The sequence below is a fragment of the Ruminococcus sp. FMBCY1 genome (assembly GCF_023921805.1).
Lineage (GTDB): Bacteria > Bacillota > Clostridia > Oscillospirales > Acutalibacteraceae > Ruminococcoides > Ruminococcoides intestinale_A.
Map to the genome: position 1 here is coordinate 859793 of NZ_CP074197.1, position 20965 is coordinate 880757.

General features: G+C 38.9%; 22 protein-coding genes. All 22 read right to left on the reverse strand.

Annotated features, from left to right (window positions below):
• Window positions 1-154: 154 nt before the first annotated feature.
• The 22 genes from KGF34_RS04115 to dxs all read right to left on the reverse strand — a co-directional run bounded on the left by KGF34_RS04115 (window position 155) and on the right by dxs (window position 20949).
• Window positions 155-1033: a DUF5640 domain-containing protein gene (locus KGF34_RS04115; RefSeq protein ID WP_252559904.1), complete on the reverse strand. Its 879-nt coding sequence runs from the start codon at window positions 1031-1033 to the stop codon at window positions 155-157.
• Between the two features lie 77 nt (window positions 1034-1110).
• The gene (locus KGF34_RS04120) at window positions 1111-2223 is read right to left on the reverse strand and encodes a class I SAM-dependent RNA methyltransferase (protein WP_252559905.1); all 1113 of its coding nucleotides are present in this window, start codon (window positions 2221-2223) and stop codon (window positions 1111-1113) included.
• Window positions 2224-2341: 118 nt separating this feature from the next.
• A complete protein-coding gene (gene raiA / locus KGF34_RS04125; protein ID WP_022235455.1) occupies window positions 2342-2875 on the reverse strand; it encodes a ribosome-associated translation inhibitor RaiA in 534 nt (177 codons plus the stop codon).
• A 26-nt stretch (window positions 2876-2901) separates the two neighbouring features.
• Window positions 2902-3414, reverse strand: coding sequence for a S1 RNA-binding domain-containing protein (locus KGF34_RS04130; RefSeq protein ID WP_022235454.1), 513 nt, complete (start codon window positions 3412-3414; stop codon window positions 2902-2904).
• 50 nt (window positions 3415-3464) lie between these two features.
• Window positions 3465-3833, reverse strand: a complete 369-nt coding sequence (locus tag KGF34_RS04135; protein WP_022235453.1) for a septum formation initiator family protein — start codon at window positions 3831-3833, stop codon at window positions 3465-3467.
• The gene (gene yabQ, locus KGF34_RS04140) at window positions 3802-4302 is read right to left on the reverse strand and encodes a spore cortex biosynthesis protein YabQ (RefSeq protein WP_271229687.1); all 501 of its coding nucleotides are present in this window, start codon (window positions 4300-4302) and stop codon (window positions 3802-3804) included. The genes KGF34_RS04135 and yabQ overlap by 32 nt, the downstream gene beginning before the upstream one ends.
• 7 nt (window positions 4303-4309) lie before the next feature.
• Complete coding sequence (yabP, locus tag KGF34_RS04145; protein WP_022235451.1) at window positions 4310-4582, reverse strand: sporulation protein YabP; 273 nt, start codon at window positions 4580-4582, stop codon at window positions 4310-4312.
• A gap of 67 nt (window positions 4583-4649) precedes the next feature.
• Window positions 4650-4892, reverse strand: coding sequence for an RNA-binding S4 domain-containing protein (locus KGF34_RS04150; protein WP_186934620.1), 243 nt, complete (start codon window positions 4890-4892; stop codon window positions 4650-4652).
• Between the two features lie 54 nt (window positions 4893-4946).
• Complete coding sequence (locus KGF34_RS04155; protein ID WP_022235449.1) at window positions 4947-5222, reverse strand: HU family DNA-binding protein; 276 nt, start codon at window positions 5220-5222, stop codon at window positions 4947-4949.
• A 17-nt stretch (window positions 5223-5239) separates the two neighbouring features.
• On the reverse strand, window positions 5240-6034 hold the full coding sequence (gene mazG / locus KGF34_RS04160) for a nucleoside triphosphate pyrophosphohydrolase (protein WP_195410066.1): 795 nt from the start codon (window positions 6032-6034) through the stop codon (window positions 5240-5242).
• A gap of 78 nt (window positions 6035-6112) precedes the next feature.
• Window positions 6113-7909 carry a polysaccharide biosynthesis protein gene (locus KGF34_RS04165; RefSeq protein WP_252559906.1) on the reverse strand — a complete coding sequence of 599 codons (1797 nt, stop codon included), beginning with the start codon at window positions 7907-7909 and terminating at the stop codon, window positions 6113-6115.
• A gap of 42 nt (window positions 7910-7951) precedes the next feature.
• Window positions 7952-8341: a zinc ribbon domain-containing protein gene (locus KGF34_RS04170; protein ID WP_178586454.1), complete on the reverse strand. Its 390-nt coding sequence runs from the start codon at window positions 8339-8341 to the stop codon at window positions 7952-7954.
• Window positions 8342-8410: 69 nt separating this feature from the next.
• Window positions 8411-9850, reverse strand: coding sequence for a coproporphyrinogen dehydrogenase HemZ (hemZ, locus tag KGF34_RS04175; RefSeq protein WP_252559907.1), 1440 nt, complete (start codon window positions 9848-9850; stop codon window positions 8411-8413).
• Between the two features lies 1 nt (window position 9851).
• Window positions 9852-10478, reverse strand: a complete 627-nt coding sequence (locus tag KGF34_RS04180) for an MBL fold metallo-hydrolase (protein ID WP_022235444.1) — start codon at window positions 10476-10478, stop codon at window positions 9852-9854.
• Window positions 10479-10499: 21 nt separating this feature from the next.
• Window positions 10500-10955: a D-aminoacyl-tRNA deacylase gene (gene dtd / locus KGF34_RS04185; protein WP_022235443.1), complete on the reverse strand. Its 456-nt coding sequence runs from the start codon at window positions 10953-10955 to the stop codon at window positions 10500-10502.
• 1 nt (window position 10956) lies between these two features.
• The gene (locus tag KGF34_RS04190; protein ID WP_252559908.1) at window positions 10957-13155 is read right to left on the reverse strand and encodes a bifunctional (p)ppGpp synthetase/guanosine-3',5'-bis(diphosphate) 3'-pyrophosphohydrolase; all 2199 of its coding nucleotides are present in this window, start codon (window positions 13153-13155) and stop codon (window positions 10957-10959) included.
• Entirely contained in the window at window positions 13155-15197 is a 2043-nt protein-coding gene (recJ, locus tag KGF34_RS04195; protein WP_252559909.1) for a single-stranded-DNA-specific exonuclease RecJ, read from the reverse strand. Before recJ ends, KGF34_RS04190 begins: the two co-directional genes overlap by 1 nt.
• A gap of 35 nt (window positions 15198-15232) precedes the next feature.
• Window positions 15233-16906: a DNA repair protein RecN gene (recN, locus tag KGF34_RS04200; RefSeq protein WP_252559910.1), complete on the reverse strand. Its 1674-nt coding sequence runs from the start codon at window positions 16904-16906 to the stop codon at window positions 15233-15235.
• Window positions 16907-16922: 16 nt separating this feature from the next.
• Window positions 16923-17369, reverse strand: a complete 447-nt coding sequence (gene argR, locus KGF34_RS04205) for an arginine repressor (RefSeq protein WP_252559912.1) — start codon at window positions 17367-17369, stop codon at window positions 16923-16925.
• Window positions 17369-18226 carry an NAD(+)/NADH kinase gene (locus KGF34_RS04210; RefSeq protein WP_022235438.1) on the reverse strand — a complete coding sequence of 286 codons (858 nt, stop codon included), beginning with the start codon at window positions 18224-18226 and terminating at the stop codon, window positions 17369-17371. Before KGF34_RS04210 ends, argR begins: the two co-directional genes overlap by 1 nt.
• 42 nt (window positions 18227-18268) lie before the next feature.
• Window positions 18269-19072, reverse strand: coding sequence for a TlyA family RNA methyltransferase (locus KGF34_RS04215; RefSeq protein WP_022235437.1), 804 nt, complete (start codon window positions 19070-19072; stop codon window positions 18269-18271).
• Complete coding sequence (gene dxs, locus KGF34_RS04220; RefSeq protein ID WP_252559914.1) at window positions 19072-20949, reverse strand: 1-deoxy-D-xylulose-5-phosphate synthase; 1878 nt, start codon at window positions 20947-20949, stop codon at window positions 19072-19074. Before dxs ends, KGF34_RS04215 begins: the two co-directional genes overlap by 1 nt.
• Window positions 20950-20965 lie beyond the last annotated feature (16 nt).

Genomic DNA, 20965 nt, shown 5'->3' on the forward strand with positions numbered 1-20965 from the left:
TTTGCGACAAAAAACATTATAACAATAGTCAAAACAGAATAAATAAACTTTTTAATACTCTTTCCCTCCTTGTGAAATAAAATAACTTATCCCTAAAATAACGATAGGCAACACCGCAAAAAGCAGTGTTGCCTAATATATTTGTTATTTAATTTTAAGCCTGATCCGGTGTAGCTACAAGCGAGCCGTCATCGTTCATTCTGTAATATCCCATACCGTTCATAACAAGTGTATCGTTTCCGTCAAACGCATACGGAATATCAATTGTTGCTTCTGAATCTGCATAGTATGTTACTGTTATTTTTTCATTATCGTAGGTATAAACACCCTCATATGTGATTGAACCGTACATATCGGCGATAAAAGTACCGTCAGCATTAAATTTATAAGTAATATCATAAGAAGGAATGTTCCAATTACCTGTTAATTTATCGCTCTTTTTGAATGTGTCAGGAACTTTAAGTTCAGGTTTTTTTACAGTTGCGCTCTTGAAAATATAAGGTTTTTCAACACCGTCTACTGTAAGCTTAAATGTTCTTCCAGTGAAGATATTACCTGAAATTGTGTATGAACCCGAGAAAACATTAGTTGAGTTTACATAATCAGTACCGTTTTCGCTTGTTGTTGTATAAGTTGATTTTTGAGTAATTGTACCGACAGAAACTGTAATGTTGCCATCTTTATCAAGTGTGTAATATGTAATACCGTCGCCAGCCTCATCATAAGTAGCGCCGTTACTGTCCTCTACAAGTACCCATGTACCAACAATACTTGAATTGAAGAATGAAGTAAATACGAAAAATGCAACAATAAAAGCTAAAACTATTACGCCCGCAATAATAATCGGGGTCTGAATTGTTTTCTTTTTCGCAGGAGTTGAATCGGCTGTAAATACCGCTGTAGGACCGTCCTCTCCGGCAATTACATTTGTTGTGCCTTTAACTTTAGCAGGGGTTTCTGCAGCATCATTATTTGTTTCTGCCGAAGTCTGGTTATTCTCTGTTTCGGCAAAAAAATCTTTATTCTCTTCCAAAAGAATGCCTCCTAAAATAATATATCTAAATTATCATACTACATTTTTAAAAATAAATCAACAACTTCACTTAGGTTTCACTTAAAATACATATAAAGTTGGCATTTTAAAGTGCCGTTATACAATTTTCTGCGCTTATCGGCCTTTCTTCCAAAGATTTTTTCAAAGTCATCGTCAGGAGTAATTATTGTGTAACTTTTACCTTGTGTTCTTTTAAATTTTTCACCCATTACCTTGTAAAGTTCTTCTGCTGATTTTACATCAAGCAATCTTTCTCCGTAAGGCGGATTAGTTATCACTGTCATAAAACCTTCGTTAAGTTCAAAATCCTTTATATCACGCTTAGCAAATGTAATTCTGTCAGCAACACCTGCAAGTTTTGCATTCTTTTTTGCTACTTCAAGTGCAAGTTCGTCAATGTCATATCCCTCGGCACGGAAATCACAATCACGCTTTTCATTTGCTTTTGCAATTTCTCTTTGCTCTTTCCATACATCTGACGGAACGCAATTCCATTTTTCGGCTGCAAAATAACGATTGATTCCCGGTGCTATTTTCATTGCTTTTAAAGCCGCCTCTATAAGAATAGTACCGCTGCCACACATAGGGTCAACAACAAAATGATTACCTCTTACCCTTGACAAATCAGCCATAGCAGCGGCAAGAGTTTCTTTTATCGGTGCTTCGTTTGATTCAGCACGGTATCCACGCTTGTGAAGTCCTGCGCCCGAAGTATCAAGCATAACGCTGACCTTATCATTCATAATAAGAAACTGAATTTGGTGCAGCGGGCCGCTTTCCTCAAGCCAAGGCAGCATATATTTTTCGGAAAGTCTTGTTACAACAGCCTTTTTGATAATTTTCTGACAATCAGGAACACTCATCAGTTTTGAGCTAAGGCATCTTCCTTTTACAGGGAAAGCGTCGTTAACACCTATAAAATCTTCCCAAGCGACTGATTTGATGCCCTCAAACAGTTCTTCAAAACTTACCGCCTCAAACTCTGCAAGCAAAATCTGTATTCTTTCGGCATATCTTGAATTGATATTTGCTTTTGCCATATCTGAAAAATCGCCCTCAAAGGTTACCTTTCCGTTATGAGCCTCAACATTTTTTAAACCTAAAAATTTAAATTCATTTGCACACAGTCCCTCAAGACCGAAAATACAAGGTGCGGAAAACTTAAGCACCGAATTCACTCCTTATTCCTTAAAAAAGGGTATCGGAATAACCGATACCCTTATCAGTATTTTTAATTTATATTAGCATACAAAATTAATTAAAATCCTGCACGCTTAATTACAGGCCTTAGACAGTTGGCTCCAAAAGACCGTAATCACCGTTTTCACGCTTATAAACCACATTGATTTCATCAGTGTCGGCATTCTTGAACATAAAGAAGTTATGGTTTACCATATTCATCTCAAGAATAGCCTCGTCAACGGTAATAGGTTTAATAATAATATGCTTTTTACGCATGATCTTGTAGTCATCGTCTTCAGCCTCGTTAATTTCCGGACTTAGACTTACGAAATCATCAATGCTACCGCTCTTAATCTTCTTTTCGAGCTTAGTCTTGTTTTTACGAATCTGACGGCCGAGAATGTCAACAACTTTATCAAGTGCGTCATTCATTTCAGGCATTGTGCTCTCAGCACGAAGAACAAGACCGTTATCTCTGATTGTAACTTCAACAGTCTGACGGTTCTTTTCGAGGGTGACAACTATGTTTACTGTGGCATTCTCAGAAAAAAGTTTTCCGAATTTATCAAGCTTTTTTTCTGCTCTTTCTTTAAAGTTATCTCTGAGTGTTACCTTTCTTGCTGTGTAAGTATATTTCATAATTGTGCCTCCCTTTTCAGGTAAATTTATTTTCTGCCGTTGCCGTTGCCTCTGCGGCTGTAGCTGCGGCTTTCACCACCACGCTTGAGGTCAGAAATTTTGTCTTCGCTTGTCTGTTTAAACTTAGACATCATATCCTCAAAGCTTGTGGGGGTATTCTTTTTTGAAGCCTGCCACTCATAATTTCCCGGTGACTTAACGGGTGGTGCAGGTTTGTACGGCTGTCTTGGTGTACCCTGGCGGCGGTTGTTTCTGTCGCCTCTTTCAGGTCTGTCACCTCTGTCGTTATTTCTTGGCTTACGCTCCTGCGGAACTGCCTGTTTCATAGAAAGGCTGATTTTGCCGTTATTGAGGGCAAGAACCTTTACCTTTACAGTCTGTCCTACCTTAACATAATCACCAATTTCATTAATATAGGTATGTGCAACCTCTGAAATATGTACCATACCTGTCTGTGAATCGGGTAAATCGACAAATGCACCAAACTTTGTTATACCCGAAACCTTACCTTCTAAAATCATACCGACTTCAATTGCCATAAAAATTATTTACCCCTTAATTTATATTCTACCCTTTGACTGCACAAGAGCTATTCGCCCGAAACATTATAGAAAATTCTTTCGCCTTCGCTAACATAACCCATTTCGTTTTTGGCTATTTTCTCAATGTATTCTTTAAGCTGGTCGCCTGTGTAGCCTTTAACTTTATCCAAATATCTGGTCTGGATTTCAACCACATTAATCTGCTTATTAATCTCATCAAGTTCAGCTCTTTTGTCGGCTATCTGAATATTTTGATTAACTATAGTGATAACTGCGTAAAAAGCAAATCCGATAATTGCGAGATATAAAAGTACATATCTTCCTCGTTTTTTCTTTTTAGGTTCAATTTCCTTTATAGTTGTATTTTCGGCTTTACTTTCAGGATTAATCTGCGGTTTTTTCTTTTCCTTTTTCATTACTCGCCTTAACCTTTTTTCTTACCGATAAACCTATTCGTTTATTTCTAAATGTATCTATTTTCTTACTCATATTATACAATATATTGTTGCTGCTTTTCAATAGTTTTTTTGTAATTTTTTTAAATTTTGTTTTAATTTTTTGGATTATAACATTAATCGCATTTATTATTGGGCAATATATCCTTGAAATGAGTTTTCCGAGTGAAAACCTGTACGCCAAAAAGCCGCACAAAGCACCGAATACAATATAAATTCTGACATATCCGTACAGCATTGCAAGTGAATATAAAAACAGCGCAATACTTGCAATAAGCATAAAAATTATATCGGCAATAATAACTGCGGTTTTGGTACTTAAAAACGCTACTCTTATAAACTTAAATATGCCGTACAACATTCCAAGCCCTACACCGAATAAAAGCGAATATAAAAAAGCTTGAGATTGAATATAAAAATCAATTTCCATAGCTCACCTATTTAAAAAGTTTAGAAAGTCTTGAGCGGGAATTATCATTGCCTATATACTGCATGGCATTTATTTTTCCGTCAATTGACACTTCACCCGATTCAAGATTCAATTTGTCAATATGCAGTCGTTCTCCCTTAATAATCAATCTGCCGCACGAGGTAAGTACAGACACCGTTTCTTCGTTAAAGCCGCTTACATCTTCCGCACCCGTAAGCATAAGTTTACCTCGTGCATCAAGCATAAGAGTATGATTTTTTCCTTTTGGAATTTCACTCATAAAAATACCTCCGTATAAATGCTACTTAATTTATACGGAGATTAAAACAAAAATATTACATTTTCAATTAAACTACAGCCTCATACATTGTATCGGCTTCCTCTTTACGGACAACTTCCTTTACGGCTGTAACCTTTACTTTGACACTTCTTGAACCGAGAGTAATTTCGATTACATCTCCGACTTTTACATCGTATGACGCTCTCGCTTCTTTACCGTTCACGCTTACTTTACCTGCGTCGCAAGCCTCGTTAGCAATAGTTCTGCGTTTAATAAGTCTTGAAACTTTTAAATATTTATCAAGTCGCATTGTTTCACCTCCGACAAAAAAAGGAGCCGACAAACGCCGACTCCGAAAAATCAATTACTGATTTACAGTATCCTTAAATACCTTGCCTGCCTTGAAAGCCGGAACCTTAGATGCTGCGATTTCAATTGGATTACCTGTTCTTGGGTCGCTGCCTGTTCTTGCCTTTCTCTGGCGCTGCTCAAATGTACCGAAGCCTGCAATCTGTACCTTCTCGTCTTTGGCAACAGAGTCGATAATTGTATCAATAACTGCTGTAACTGCCTTTTCCGCATCTTTCTTAGTAAGACCGCTCTGCTCAGCAACAGCTGAAATAAGTTCTGTTTTGTTCATATCAATGGACCTCCAAATTATTCTTTTATTTTTACTTCATCCCAAAGGGAATCAAGCTCTGACAAAGTTGCGCTTTTCATATCAATTCCACGCTCTTTTGCAAGCGCTTCAACTTTTGAAAAACGACCTATAAACTTGTCGCACGCATCGTAAAGAGCGTGTTCACTGTCAATCTTTAACAGTCTTGCAACATTTACCGCAGAGAAAAGAACATCTCCGAGCTCTTCATACTGATTATCGGTATCACCCTTTGAGACAGCCTCTTTAAGTTCATCGCATTCTTCATAAAGTTTAGCGAGTGCATCTTCCGCATTGCTCCAGTCAAAACCGACCTTTGCGGCTTTCTGCTGAACCTTTGAACTTCTCATAAGTGAAGGCAAAGCCTTAGAAACGCTTTCCATTGCCTGTGTTTGAGTTTTCTGCTCTTTGGTCTGCATCTTTATAGCGTCCCAATTTTTGAGCACCTGTTCGGTAGTATCGGCATTTACATTGCCAAACACATGCGGATGACGGATAATAAGTTTTTTGCAAACTCCGTCACATACATCGTCAATATTAAATGTACCTTTTTCGCTTTCAATTTCAGAATGAAGAGCGACCTGTAAGAGCACATCTCCGAGTTCTTCCTTTAACAGGTCATTATCCTCTGTATCAATAGCCTCAACAGCCTCATAGGTTTCTTCAATGAAGTTTGAACGGATAGATTTGTGAGTCTGTTCTCTGTCCCACGGACAACCGCCCGGAGCACGGAGAATTTTTACAATTTTAACTAAATCTTCAAATTTGTATTCCGACTTTTCTTTAAAATCCATTTCAATCTTCCTCTCAGGCAAAAGCTTTACTATGCAATATGTCGCAAGTAGTAAAAATTCGCAATCATACTTAATATTTTACCCAATAAGATGGAATTTTGCAAGTAGTTTTGCAATTTTTTCCCCTTTTGGCAAAAATTCTATTACTGTGGCAGTAAAAGTACGCAATATTAACAAAACAAAGATGTAAACGATGATTGCAGCAATAATTGCGCAGATTGTCGCAACTCTGTGCGGAGCAACCATAAGTACGCCTGCATTTACAAGATAAGCAGTCAATCCGCTTGCTACTGCGCCGATTAAAGGCTTGATTGTAGTAGTATAGAAGTTTATTCTTATTTTTGAATGTTTAATAAGCAGATAAATGCCTACAACACAAGACAAGAAATAACCGATAAGCGAGCCTGCCGTTGCGCCCTGAATATTGATGGAAGGAATACTTACAAACATCCATGTAATACCGATTTTTACAACCATACCGAACGCATACAACTTCATAGGAAGATCTGTTCTGCCTATGCCCTGCAGCATACTGCAAATAGGTGTTTCAATAGCCGCAAAAATAGTTGTAAGTCCCATAAGCATAAGTACATTACCGCCGATAGCGGCAATAGACTCACTTGTATAAATAAATGACATAATCGGATGTGCAAGAACACAAAGACCTATACCCATCGGAAGAGTAAATATCATTGTCATACCGAATACAGTTTCCATTGAAGTTTTAAGAACTTTCTTGTCGCCCTTTGTCCATGCACTTGTAACATTAGGCATGGCACTTGAACCGAATACCTGTGTAACCGCAGTTACAAGCTGCATAAGTTTAAGTGCTGCCGCATAACAACCCCAAAGTTTAGTGTGAATTGTAATAGGGTCGTTTACAATTGATTCGGTAAAACCGTATTTGCCGTACTGGTCAATAAGTGCCTGTGGATTAGTTACCGCAAGTTCTTTGAGTACACGCTGAATAATAATCTGGTCAATAAGCGAACCCATACTCATTATGAAAGCACCCATTGCTGTGGGCACGGCAGTTTTTACCATAAGTATAAAAGTTTCTCTCTTTGTGCGTGCATCAAGAGAATTTTTGTAATATTCTTCGGGTATTCCGTCACCGCCGATTTTAAAGCGGAGCAATAAGAATACAAAAGCCATAAAGCTGCCCGAAGAAATACCGCAGATAGCACCTGCTACGGAAAACGCAAGAATTGTATTCATTGCGTCATACTGCGATTCAAAAGTAAACCAAAGGAACGCTCCTGTAGCATTATATTGGTCCATACCGAATTTCATAACGAGGTATGCAAAAGTAAGACCAAGAATAAGTTTTACGCCTGACTCGATTATTTCAGAGATTGCAGTCGGGAACATATTTCTCTGTCCCTCAAAATAGCCTCTGTAAATAGAAACAAGACAGCCGAAAAGAATAGTCGGAGCAAGGCAAAGCATTGCATAAATCGAATACGGAGAATCAATTATTCTTACATAAATAAAACTGCCTGCAATCATTATCATAAATGACACAATGCCGACTATTGAAAAAAACGGAATTGATACCTTATGTATCAGCTTGACATCCTTGTATCTTTTTTGAGCTATACTCTCTGATACAAGTCTGGAAATTGCAATAGGAAGTCCTCCTGTAGCAACCGTAAATATAACAACAAAAATTTCGTATGCATTGCTGAAAAGACCCGAACCCATTGTAGCGTATTCTTCGCCAAACATAGAATAAATGTTTGTAAGAAGTACCTGGTCAAGAAGTCCGATGATTTTTACAACAACCATACTCAGCGTAAGTATTGCCGCACCTTTTAAAAAGGAATGAGAAATATTTTCCTCCGCATTACTTATCGCATTGTATTTTTTAGACAAATTAAATCACCCATTACCAAATTATCAAAATAAAATCAAATATTAAAGCTGTGCTTTATCTTCATCAAGCTTTGCGCCGCAGCTGTTGCAGAACTTTGAATTTTCAGGAACATCACTTCCGCATTCAGGGCAATAAGTAACACTTTTTGTTGCTGAAATGCTATCGTTGATAAGATCAAGATTTTCTTTAAGTTCTGTAATTTCAGCGGATTTTTCTTTGATTTTGTCTGACAAATCAGTACCGTGTACCACACTTTTGTAAGTGAGCGCACCAAGTTCTTTAAGTTTGGTGTTAATTTCCGCTCTGATTTCAGCCGCAACAATTTTTTGCTTTGAATTGTCATAAACATCAGACGCTTTTTTAGAAACAACAGACGCCGCTGCCTTTGCATTTACAATAACATCGTCTAAAATACCGTCGAATTTTCCCATATCAGTCATACCTTTCTATATAATATATCTGTGCTATTATAGCATTATTGCACGGGATTAGCAACAAATTTATTGTGTATAAAATGCCGAAATTGCATTTTTTCTTTTTATCATTTCCTCAAATCTGTCAATATATTCATACGGATACTTAAAGTTAAATATGCGTTCGAGATAGTCGGGATTATTTCTCTTGAGTTTGGTAACAGCACCCGAACCGCAGCCGAGAATTGTATGGGTTTCGTCCATAACATAAACATTGTAAAGACTTTCATAGCCTTTTTTAGACCAACCGACATTTTCAAGGTTGCCTGCCATTCTGCTCTGTCTGTACAGATAATACGGAATGTAATTCTTTTTCAAAAGTTCATTTTGATTATATTCGAGCATTTTTCTTGTGGTTTCTGCGCCCTCTCTGTCAATCGTAACACCTTTTTCGGTAAGTGTGGAACTGCGTTTCATACTAAGAGTGTGCACTGTAATACATTCGGCGTCAAGTGCAAGAATACCGTCAACCGAATTTTTAAAACTTTCGTATGTATCTGTCGGCAAACCTGCGATAAGGTCGGTATTTATATTTGTAAAACCGCATTTTCTAGCAAGAGCAAAAGCGTCAAAAAACTGCTGTACAGTATGTTTTCTGCCTATCTCACGCAGAACATCGTCATTTAATGTCTGTGGATTTATGCTTATTCTGTCAACATTATTTTCTTTTAAAGCCTTTAACTTTTCGGCAGTAATTGTATCGGGTCTGCCTGCCTCAACCGTAAATTCTCTGCAAGCTGACATATTGAAATTACCGTTTACAGTACCGATTACCTTTGAAAGCTGTTCTGCCGAAAGAGTAGTCGGTGTGCCACCGCCAAAATACACGGTTTCAAGTCTTAATCCGAGTTTATTGGCTATTTCGGCTGTAAGTTTAATCTCCTCACAAAGTAAATCGGCATACGGGTCTACAAGTTTTTTTGCTCTTTCTATAGATGACATTACAAACGAACAATAACTGCATCTTGACGGGCAAAAAGGAACACCCACATATAAACTGAAAGAATCGGGCTTGGAAAGCTCAATGATTTTTCTTTCGTTTTCCTCCGTCATTACGGCAAGGTTGAGTTTTTCGGGACTTACATAGTAGTCGTTTGCAAATATTTCTTTAGCTTTTTCAAAGCCCTGCTCATTTGAAACATTCCTAAAAAGTTTTATAGGACGAACACCCGTAAGCAAACCCCAAGGTTGATTTATGCCTGTAAATTCACACAAAAGTTTATAAAGCATCTGTGCAAGCGAAAGTTCCTTTTCATTATCTTCGCCTGTATTTTCAGTATTCAGAGATTTATTGAAATCTCCTGCCTTTACCTCAACTGTCAGTTTATCTGACATTTCGGTATATATATACGGCTCTTCCTTACGCTCGCATTCACGCACAACCGTTATTTTTTCATTAGGAAAAAACAATCTTGCCACATTTTCAAGTTCATAGTGAAAGCCATGATTAATTACATATAAATTCATATCAAACCCTGCTCATTAAAGGATTATATTTTTTCTCGTGATCGAGAGTAGATGTCGGGCCGTGACCCGGGATTACGATATAGTCACCCTCAAGCTGCTTTAGCTTTTTAATAGAGTTTACCATATCATTGTTATTGCCTGTCGGTAAATCGGTTCTGCCGTATGATTCGCAAAACAATGTATCACCGCAAATCAAAAGTTTATCTGTTATATAGCATCCGCAGCCCTTTGTATGCCCGGGTGTGCTGATATACTTCACCTTAGTTTCGCCAATCATAAAGGTATCGCCGTCCTCAAGATAAACGTCTGCTTTAAACGGCTCAAGGTTTATATTATGAAAAGCGGTAAGATTAAGTGTTGAATCGGAAAGAAACTCTGCATTTGCTTTACCCGTTATAATCATTGCACCAAACATATCCGCAAGCTGTTTTGCGAATGTTATGTGGTCATAATGACCGTGAGTAAGCAAAACGTAGGTGAGTTTTCCGCCGTCTGCGTTTATCTGTTCAATAAGTTTATCTGACTTTGCACCGGGGTCCACAACTGCGTTACAGCCTGTTTCCTTGTCAATAAGATATACGCAATTTGTAGCCAAATCGGTAACATTAAAAATTTTATAATCTATCATTTTCATTACCTGCTTGTATTGTTAATATTTTAAATCACGGGTGTCAATATCAATGGTAACAGGGCCGTCATTAAGCAAAGATACTTTCATATCGGCACCGAATATTCCCTTTTCTGCCTTACGAACACCGTTGTCGAGCATCTTTTTACAAAAATATTCATATAAAGGCTCTGCAATATCTGGCTTGGCGGCTTTCATAAAATTTGGTCGTCTGCCGTGCGAACAATCTGCATAAAGCGTAAAATTTGAAATAACAAGCACTTCACCGTCAATATCCGCAAGCGACAGATTCATTTTATCGTTTTCGTCGGTAAATACCCGCAAAGTTGCAATCTTTGACGAAAGTGCATCTGCCTCTTTTTCGGTATCACCCTCCGCAACACCGAGCAGAATTAAAAATCCGTTGTCAATCTTACCGACTGTATTGCCGTCAACCTTTACTTCCGCAAAAGTAACTCTTTGTAATATTGCTTTCATATTATAACCTCTTAATCTCAATAATTCCGCTGATGTCAGAAAGTTTTGAAATTACACCTTTAAGGTGATTTTTACCTGTAACATCAATAGTAGCGGTTACCATAGCTTTGCCGTCGCCGACTTCTCTTGAATTAAGAGAATGAATAAAGATGTGCATATTTGAAAGTTTGATTGTTACATCTGCAAGAAGTCCTGTTCTGTCGGTAGCAATAATCTGCAATGTACTGCGGAATGCCTCTCCTGCCTTGTCTTCCCAATAACAGCTTACCCATCTTTCAGGTTCTTCGCAGTCATTAAGATTCTTAGGAACATTTGTACATTCCCTCTTATGGATTGATACTCCGTAACCTCTCGTAATATAACCTATAATCTCATCGCCCGGCAAAGGATTACAACAATTTGAGAACTTAACCAGAACATCGTCTGTACCCTCAATTACAACACCCGAAGATGCCTTTGGCTTTTTACGGGGAGCTTGCGGAACTTCGATTTTTTCTATATCTGCGGCATAGGTTTTCTGGTATTCTTCCTTAATTCTCGGCATAACTTTCCAAAGCTGAATACCGCCGTAACCGATTGCGGCATAAACATCGTCGAGAGTTACATACTGCTTTTTCATAAGCATTTTTTCAATAAACTCAACAAACTCTTCATCGGAAAGATTAATGCCGTTGCGCTTAAATTCTTTTTCAAGCATCTGCTTACCTTCGGCAATGTTTTCGTCACGCTTTTCGTGCTTATACCACTGACGAATTTTTGACTTTGCAGAAGCAGTCTTACAAATATCTATCCACGCTTTATTAGGATGCTCTTCTTTTTGAGTAATAATCTCGCAGATTTCACCCGTTTTTAATTTATAGTCAATCGGCACGATTTTTCCGTTTACTTTAGCGCCGACCATTCGGTGTCCTACCTGTGTGTGAATAATATAGGCGAGGTCAATAGGGGTTGAACCGTTCGGTATAACCATTACATCGCCCTTTGGTGTAAATACATAAACATCGTTTTCTTCAAAGTCATTTCTGATATTCTTTGCAATATCCGTTACATCTTCGGCTTCAAGCTGATCGAGAATCATATTTTTGACTTTCTCGATGTTTTCGGCAAGGCGGGTACTTTCGCCTTTTCCGCCCGCACCCATACCGAGTTTATACTTCCAGTGCGCTGCGATACCGTATTCGGCGGTGTAGTGCATTTCCCATGTTCTTATCTGAACTTCAAAAGGAATGGCTCTCTTGTCAAGTACGGTTGTGTGCAATGACTGATACATATTCGGCTTAGGCATAGAAATATAATCTTTAAAACGGTTCGGAATAGGTTTAAAAATATCGTGAACTACGCCGAGTACATTATAACAATCCGATACGGTATCTACAATTACACGCACTGCAAAGACATCAAAAATTTGGTCAATCGTTTTGCCCTGCATAAATGTTTTGCGGTAAATACTGTAAACACTCTTTACTCTGCCGCTTATGTAAACATTTTTTATTATATTATTTGTTTTTTCAAGAATTTGATTTTTTATAGATTCAATAAACTTGTCACGGTCGTTTTCCGAAAGGCTGATAGCATCTTCAATCTCCTTGTAACCAATCGGGTCAAGGTACTGCAAAGACAAATCCTCAAGCTCGTCTTTTATGGTTTTGATACCGAGGCGGTGAGCAATAGGAGCATATACCTGCATATTTTCGTGAGCCTTATCTCTTCTGCTCTGCTCAGGCATACAGCTTATTGTACGCATATTATGCAAACGGTCGGCAAGTTTAATAATAATTACTCTGATGTCGTTAGCCATTGCAATAAGCATTTTTCTGATGTTTTCTGCCTGTCTTTGCTCTCTTGAAGAAAAAGCGATTTTTGAAATCTTGGTAACACCGTCAATCAGCCTTGCAACATCCGCACCGAAAAGTTTTTCAACTTCCTCAAGCGTTGTAGGAGTATCCTCAACAACATCGTGAAGAAGTGCGGCGCAGATTGCGTCTGTATCCATACCGAGTTCGGCAAGAATACAGGCAACGGAAGTCGGGTGCAGAATATAAGGAATGCCCGACACTCTTCTTTGGTCGCCATGAGCCTTTTCGGCAAACTTGTATGCTTTTGTAATTTTGTCAATATCATATGTACTGTTTGACTGGCCAAGCAACTTTACAAGCTCGTTGAAATCCTGATAATGTGCTATTCCTGAATATTTACTCATTACTGCATCCCCCTCAATTTTATAACCGTATCGGCTGAATTAAGATCAACCTTTTGCGACACTTCGGAAACTCTGATTTGTGCGCTGTTTATTCCTTCAATCACCTCAATAAGCGACAGTTCGCTCATTGCGTCAAGAATAATCCTGATTTTTCCGATAGACAATTTATAATCAAGTTTATGTACAAGCGTTTCGATAGGATAGGCATAGCCTCCCGATTTTCTTAAGAATACATATAGTATTGCAAAATCTTCACGAGTAGGCAAAAGATCGGTTATTTGCGCATTTGTAAGATTTAAACCGAGTTTAAAATCTTCGTAGTTCCTCTGACTTTGCAAGAAGTCTTTGGTATCAAGCACTGACGGTTTTATTTCCTTTAATATTATGGAAACATTGCGTTGACCGTTAAATTCGTTTATATCGAGCGTAACCGCAAGGTCAAGTACATCTCCTACTTTATAAGGAAATTCCTGTTGCGTGGTAAAGAAATTCATAACCGATACTGTCGAATTATTGCGTTTAAACTGCAGCCTTAAATGCTTATTTTGTGACAGCGGAGTAATCTGTGAAAGAGTCATTTTATACAACCCGACAAGCGGTGTAGGATTACCCGCACCGTAAGGAGCAAGATACGCAAGCGGTTCAACAAGCTGAACGCTTATTAAAGCAGGATTTAACCTGCAGTCAATATTACACGCATTAAACGGCATATTTTCCTGCTTAAGGGCATATTCGTTAATTCTTTGGCGGAACAATTCAATATTTTTGCTTTTTAGTGAAAGTCCTGCCGCCATAGGGTGACCGCCGCAATGTGTAAGTAAATCCGAGCAGGCAAAAACCGCATCACAAAGGGAAAATCCCTCAACACTTCTGCCCGAGCCCTTTGCCTCGTCTCCGTCACGGGAAATAATAACAGTAGGCTTACCGAAAAATTCTTTGACCTTTGCCGCCACGATTCCGATAACACCCTGATGCCAACCCTCGCCGTCGATAACAAGCACACGGTCATTTGTAATATGAGGATTTGCTTTGACCATTTCGTCAATCTTCATTAATATATTTTTTTCGATTTCCTTACGCTCGTTGTTATCTTCATTAAGCTGTTTTGCAATACTCATTGCCTCGTTTTCATCATCGGTCAGCAGCAGTGAAACCGATTTTCCCGAAAAGCCGAGCCTACCGACCGCATTTATTCTCGGAACAAGTGTAAATGATACATTGCCCGAAGTAATCTTTTTGCCGGCAATTCCTGCGGTTTCAATAAGAGCATTAATACCTGCTCTGTCGCTTTCCTGAATATTAACAAGTCCACGCTTGACAAACACTCTGTTTTCGCTTTTTAATTCCACAATATCTCCGACTGTTCCTATACAGAGCAGGTCAGAGTAATTGTCAAGCAGGGACGATACATCGCAGTTTTCGCCCTCAAGCGCCATAACCAATTTAAAGGCTACACCGACACCCGAAAGCATTTTGTACTTACTCGGACAGTCGGATTGATGCATATCGATTACCGCAACAGCATTGGGTATTTTTCCCGTCGGTTGGTGGTGATCAGTAATTACAGTGTCAATACCAAGAGAGTTTGCGTAATCAATTTCTTCCACAGCGGCTATTCCGTTATCGACGGTAACAATCAACTTTACTCCCTTTTCAGCGAGAATATCGATTGCGCCTTTATTCATTCCGTAACCTTCTGTTTCTCTTGACGGAATATAATACATAGCGTTTGCACCGACCGTTTCAAGATAAGAGTACAAAAGTGCCGTAGAAGTGACGCCGTCCGCATCGTAATCTCCGTAAACGCATATAAGCTCATCATTGTCAATTGCAGATAAAATTCTGTCAGCACCTTTTTTCATATCTTTAATTTCAAAAGGTGATGCAATAACGCTGTCGTTCTGCAAAAAATCCTCGATTTCCTCTCTTTTTGTAATGCCTCTGATCTGCAACAACATTGCAAGTATTGGAGGTAATCCGTATTCTGTTTGTATTCTTTTTGCTTCATCCTTGTTGATTTCGGATACTATCCAATTCTTCAAAATGCCATTCTCCTTAATTACCTTTTAACTGCCGCTTACAAAATTTCACTCTCTTTAAGCATTGATTCGGCATGTGCAAGCGCTGCGTCTGTAATATTTACGCCACCTATTATTCTTGCAAGCTCATGCTTTCTGCCGTCAAAGTCAAGCAGCTTTACCTGCGTAAATGTTCTGCCGTCCTCGACCTGTTTGCTTATAAGATAATGAGCGTCGGCAAGCGCCGCAAGCTGTGCCTGATGTGTTACGCAGAGCACCTGACTGCTTTTTGAAACTTCTTTGAGTTTTAATCCGACCTTTTGAGCGGCTGAACCCGAAATACCTGTATCGACCTCATCAAAAATCAAAGTATCTATATCTTCTGTGCTTGCAAGCACTGTTTTTATTGCAAGCATCATTCTTGAAAGCTCACCGCCCGAGGCAATCTTTGCAACCGGTCTTGGCGGTTCGCCGGGGTTTGCGGAAATAAGAAATTCTACCTTGTCTGTTCCTTTTTCGTAAAAGTCTGTATTTTCAAATTGAGTTACTATCTGAACATTCGGCATATTTAAAAAGCTCATTTCTTCACGCACTCGTTCAGAAAATACTTTTGCCGTCTTTTTTCGTATTGAACTTAATTTTTGTGCGGAAACCCTTGCATTGTATTCGGATTCTTTATAGTCAGCCTCAAGCTGATCTCTGTTCTTATCATAGCTTAAAAGCTCTTCAAGTCTTGTCTGCATTTTTTCGGCAAGTGCAGGTAATTCATTACATTCGCAGCCGTACTTTCTTGTAAGACGATTTAACAAATCTAGTCTTTCATCAATTTCTTCAAGCCTTTGCGGATCGCTTTCAACCGAATCGGCGGCATCGGAAATCGACTCTATACAATCTCTCAGATTATAATAAACATCCGTGATGCTCTCGGAAATACTTTCATAATCCGCATTGAGTGACGCCGCTCTCTGAATATAATTCATCGCACTTTCAACAGCCTCAATACCGCCTGCGGTTCTTTCATCTCCGTCAAGAAGTTCTCTCGAATCATTAAGCAGAGTAAAAATCTTTTCGGAATTCATCAGAATAATGCGTTCGTTTTCAAGCTGTTCTATCTCATCGGGCTGAACATCGGCATTGAAAAGCTCTGTTGTCTGATAGGTAAGCAAATCAATTTCGTGCAATCTTGCAGACTCATCTGAATTAGCCTCGTTAAGCTGCTTTTTCAACGCCTTATACTTTTTATATTTTTCTCGGTAATCTTCAAGCTCGTTTTTTAATTCGCCAAAGCTGTCGATATAATCTATATGTGTATCAGGCGAAAAAAGTTCGTAACTTTCGTGCTGACCGTGAATATTAATAAGATTTTTCGCAACCTCTTTTAATACAGTAACACTCGCAGGTCTTGCATTGATTTTACAACTGCTTTTTCCCGTTGCGGAAATCGTACGCTGCAATATTAAAGTATCGTCATCTTCATTGTTGTATCCAAGTTCCGCAAGCTTTGCTTTTACGGTATCGTTTACATCATCAAACTGTGCGGTTACAAGCGCTGTTTTTGCGCCGGTACGCACAAGTTCTTTTGAAGTACGCTGTCCCATAATAGCGTTGATTGAATCTATAATAATACTTTTACCTGCACCGGTTTCACCTGTAAGTACATTAAGTCCCTGCGAAAAGTCAATAGAAGTCTTTTCGATAACCGCTATATTTTCTATATATAAAGTTGTAAGCATATAACATCATCCCTGTTCAGAGCAGCTTTTTAAGCTCCTCGGTAAGATTTTCTGCGTCATTTACCGTACGGCAGGCAACAAAAATCGTATCGTCGCCTGCAATAGTTCCTACAATTTCCGAGTGGTCAAGTGAATCAAGCGAAGTACAAACCGCCTGTGCCATACCTACCATAGTTCTTATAACAACAATGTTTTGAGCCGCATCTATGGAATTTACGGCTGTGGAAAACATTGACTTAAGACTTGATTTTTTTTCATTTTGATTTTTTGCGGGTGACATATAACGGTATTTTCCGTCTGAATCAAGTGCCTTTACAAGGCGAAGGTCTTTTATGTCTCTTGAAATTGTCGCCTGCGTAGCCTTGTAACCGTCACGCTTAAGGCAATTAAGAAGATCGTCTTGAGTTTCTATAGACTGTTCTGAAATAAGCTCAAGTATTCTTGCGTGTCGTCCTGATTTCATTACATTTCCCTCTCTTTCAGCTTTTCGTTAAGCAGCTTAAAGAAATTACGCTTTCTCAACGAAATAAGCTCAAGACAAAGCTCTGATTTTTTGATTTTGACTGTGTCTTCCGAAAGAATATCAACATTTTTTTCGCCGTCAACAGTAAGTAAGCAGCAGCAATCGGCAGGAATTTGAACCGTAACCGCAAGACTTGCACTGCCGTCAAACAAAACCGAGCGTGAATGTAATGAATGAGGACAGACAGGAGTGGCGATAATGCAGTCCGTCTGCGGTGCAACTATAGGACCGCCTGCCGAAAGAGAATAAGCCGTTGAACCTGTAGGGGTAGCAAAAAGCAAACCGTCGGCTCTGTATTTTGCAATCCATTCATCATCCAGATACAAATTAATATCAATTATTTTTGAAAACTGACCTCTTGCAATTACAGCGTCATTTACCGCAAGATAATGCTTTGTTTCACCGTCTTTGTTTACCTCGACATCAAGAAGTATTCTTTTTTCTGTTGTATATTCTTTATTTACAAGTTTTTTTAATCTGCCGATATCATCGGGTTCAAGGTCTGCGGCAAAACCGAGCCTGCCTACATTTACGCCTATAAGCGGAACATTATTTACCGCAGCATATTTTGCGGCATGAATAATAGTACCGTCACCACCCGCCGTAACCGCCGCATCGCAACAGCCGAAAAGCTCGTCAATGGTATCGACATAACTTATATTTATTCCTTTATAAAAAGGTTTACATTCGCTGAGCATAACTACATCAGCGTTTTCTCCAAGAAAAAGTATTGCTATCTCTTTTGCACAGGAAATTGCTTTTTCCTTGCTGAGATTAACCACTACAGCTATTTTCATAACTGCCCTTCCTTTCTTGTACAGGCAATAATATCTTATTGCTTATTTATCAAGCTGACTATGAGAATTTTTGACAAGTTCTTCAGGAGTAATCTCTGTATATGACTTGGGGTCATCACTCTTTCTCAAGTGAATGAGATACTCTATATTGCCCTCCGGACCTTTGATCGGTGAATAATCAAGATTTAAAACATCAAAGCCGTTTTCAAGGCAGAAATTAAAAATATTCCGTACAACTTCAATATGCACGGCAGGATCACGCACAACGCCCTTTTTGCCTACCTTTTCTCTGCCTGCCTCAAACTGTGGCTTAATAAGGCAAACAGCCTGTGCGTTTTCAGCCATAAGTTGCCTTGCCACAGGTAAAATAAGTTTGAGAGAAATAAAAGAAACATCAACCGAGAAAAAGTCAATTTCATCAGGCACTTGCTCCCTTGTAACCTTTCTCATATTTGTGCGTTCAAGGTTTACAACCCTTTCATCGTTTCTGAGTTTCCAAGCAAGCTGACCGTAACCTACATCAATGGAATAAACTTTCTTTGCGCCGTTTTGCAGCATACAGTCGGTAAATCCGCCTGTCGAAGCACCTATATCCATAGTGATTTTTCCGTTTAAGTCAAAATCAAAATTATTTATAGCTTTTTCAAGTTTCAGTCCGCCACGGCTTACATATTTTTGAGTTGAGCCACGCACTTCAATTTTGCAGTTTTCGTCATAGCTCTGACCGCATTTGTCGGCTTTCTGGTTATCCACATATACCTGACCTGCCATAATTACAGCTTTTGCTTTTTCACGGCTGTCAGTAAATCCGTTTTCATATACGAGTATATCAAGTCTTTTTTTCATTATCTGTTTCCAATCCTGTCAAGGTCTTCCAAGACTACATCAGCCATACCCTCTGCATCGAGTTTGAGCATATGCAAAGCCTCGGATACCGACATCTGTTTTACAAATTTATCGCCAATGGTTTTTATATGATAACAGCCGTTAAACTGTCTTGCAAGCAAAGCATCACCGAAATTTCTGGCAACACTGCCTGTTTTTATTCCCTCTTCAAAAAACCACACCGTATTAAATTCGGTTGCAAAATCAAATGCCGACGGGTCAATCGGTTTGATTTTACAAAGTTTTAAAATACAAACTTCTATGCCTTTTTCCGCAAGCATTTCTTTTGCTTTGCAGGCATAAGAGAATAATTTGCCGTAAGTGATAATCAGCTTGCCGCAATCTTTGTTGCCGTAAACATCATAAGTAATGCTTTCTTCGCCAAAATCATCGGGCTTATAAAGTTCACCGCCACGAGGGTATCTTACGGCGGCAACATTGTTGCAAACATAAATTGCGGAATTAAGCGCACATTTCAGTCCGTCAAAATATGTCGGAGAAAAAATTGTGACATTCGGAATTGAATTAAGCATAGATACATCAAATACGCCCTGATGTGTTTCGCCGTCATCACCGACAATTCCCGCTCTGTCAATAGCAAGCACAATGTGCAGTCCGCTCATTGCCGCATCATGTATAATCTGGTCATATGACCTCTGTAAAAATGTCGAATAAACCGCAAATACAGGACGCATACCCTTTGAGGCAAGTCCGCACGCAAAAGTCACGGCGTGTTCTTCCGCAATTCCGACATCAAAAAATCTCTCTTTATGATAGATAGAAAATTTCTCAAGTCCTGTGCCCTTTGCCATTGCGGCGGTAATAGCACAGATTTTTTTATCTTTTTCCGCAAGTTCACAAAGTGTGTTACCAAATTCAGCAGAAAATCCTTTATGAGAAGATATAGGTTCGCCCGAATCAATATCGAATTTGCCGATTCCGTGGAAAGTGCCCGGATTTTCTTCTGCAGGTAAATATCCCTTGCCTTTCTTAGTAACAACATGCAAAAGTACGGGTGAATTGATTTTCTTTGCGGCTGAAAGTGCATTTTCAAGTTCCGGTATATCGTGACCGTCAATAGGACCGATATATGTAAAGCCAAAGCAATCAAACAAAGTATTTTTGTACACAAGATTTTTAATTTTTGACTTACTTCTTCTTAAAAATGCGCTTATCGGTCTGCCGAACAGAGGAATTTTAGAAAGCACCTTTTCCGTATTTTTCTTTACTCTTATATACCACGGTTGTATTCTTACCGTGGTAAGATATCTCGGAAAAGCACCGACATTTTTAGAAATTGACATTTTATTGTCATTAAGAATAACAATAAAATTCTTTTTGAATCGTCCGGCATTGTTCATTGCCTCAAAAGCAAGTCCGCCCGTAAATGAGCCGTCACCGATTACGGCAACCGTATGGCTCTGATCTCCGCTTAACATCTTTGCTCTTGCAATACCGTATGCCGCAGAAATAGATGTACTGCTGTGGCCTGTATTAAAATCATCATACTTGCTTTCACTGCGTTTAGGGAAACCCGAAATGCCGCCTTTTTGGCGCAATGTATAAAAATCGTCAAATCTTCCCGTAAGCAATTTATGAGTATAACTCTGATGTCCCACATCCCATACAATGCTGTCTTTGGGCAAATTAAAAGTTCTGTGGAGTGCCACGGTAAGTTCCACAACGCCTAAATTCGGAGAAAGGTGACCGCCGTTGAGCGATACGGTTTCAATCAATTTTTCTCGTATTTCACTGCATAATTTCGCCAAATCTTTTTCATCAAGCCTTTTTACATCGGCAGGCGATTTTATTTTTGACAGTAACTCATAGTCACCCATTTTCTCCCTCCTTATC

Bases quoted from the DNA above. Each gene is read 5' to 3' on its own strand.
- raiA (WP_022235455.1), bottom strand. From the start codon at position 2,875: ATGAAATATACTTACACAGCAAGAAAGGTAACACTCAGAGATAACTTT.
- KGF34_RS04130 (WP_022235454.1), bottom strand. From the start codon at position 3,414: ATGGCAATTGAAGTCGGTATGATTTTAGAAGGTAAGGTTTCGGGTATA.
- KGF34_RS04135 (WP_022235453.1), bottom strand. From the start codon at position 3,833: ATGAAAAAGGAAAAGAAAAAACCGCAGATTAATCCTGAAAGTAAAGCC.
- yabQ (WP_271229687.1), bottom strand. From the start codon at position 4,302: ATGGAAATTGATTTTTATATTCAATCTCAAGCTTTTTTATATTCGCTT.
- yabP (WP_022235451.1), bottom strand. From the start codon at position 4,582: ATGAGTGAAATTCCAAAAGGAAAAAATCATACTCTTATGCTTGATGCA.
- KGF34_RS04150 (WP_186934620.1), bottom strand. From the start codon at position 4,892: ATGCGACTTGATAAATATTTAAAAGTTTCAAGACTTATTAAACGCAGA.
- KGF34_RS04155 (WP_022235449.1), bottom strand. From the start codon at position 5,222: ATGAACAAAACAGAACTTATTTCAGCTGTTGCTGAGCAGAGCGGTCTT.
- mazG (WP_195410066.1), bottom strand. From the start codon at position 6,034: ATGGATTTTAAAGAAAAGTCGGAATACAAATTTGAAGATTTAGTTAAA.
- KGF34_RS04170 (WP_178586454.1), bottom strand. From the start codon at position 8,341: ATGGGAAAATTCGACGGTATTTTAGACGATGTTATTGTAAATGCAAAG.
- hemZ (WP_252559907.1), bottom strand. From the start codon at position 9,850: ATGAATTTATATGTAATTAATCATGGCTTTCACTATGAACTTGAAAAT.
- KGF34_RS04180 (WP_022235444.1), bottom strand. From the start codon at position 10,478: ATGATAGATTATAAAATTTTTAATGTTACCGATTTGGCTACAAATTGC.
- dtd (WP_022235443.1), bottom strand. From the start codon at position 10,955: ATGAAAGCAATATTACAAAGAGTTACTTTTGCGGAAGTAAAGGTTGAC.
- KGF34_RS04190 (WP_252559908.1), bottom strand. From the start codon at position 13,155: ATGAGTAAATATTCAGGAATAGCACATTATCAGGATTTCAACGAGCTT.
- recN (WP_252559910.1), bottom strand. From the start codon at position 16,906: ATGCTTACAACTTTATATATAGAAAATATAGCGGTTATCGAAAAGACT.
- argR (WP_252559912.1), bottom strand. From the start codon at position 17,369: ATGAAATCAGGACGACACGCAAGAATACTTGAGCTTATTTCAGAACAG.
- KGF34_RS04210 (WP_022235438.1), bottom strand. From the start codon at position 18,226: ATGAAAATAGCTGTAGTGGTTAATCTCAGCAAGGAAAAAGCAATTTCC.
- KGF34_RS04215 (WP_022235437.1), bottom strand. From the start codon at position 19,072: ATGAAAAAAAGACTTGATATACTCGTATATGAAAACGGATTTACTGAC.
- dxs (WP_252559914.1), bottom strand. From the start codon at position 20,949: ATGGGTGACTATGAGTTACTGTCAAAAATAAAATCGCCTGCCGATGTA.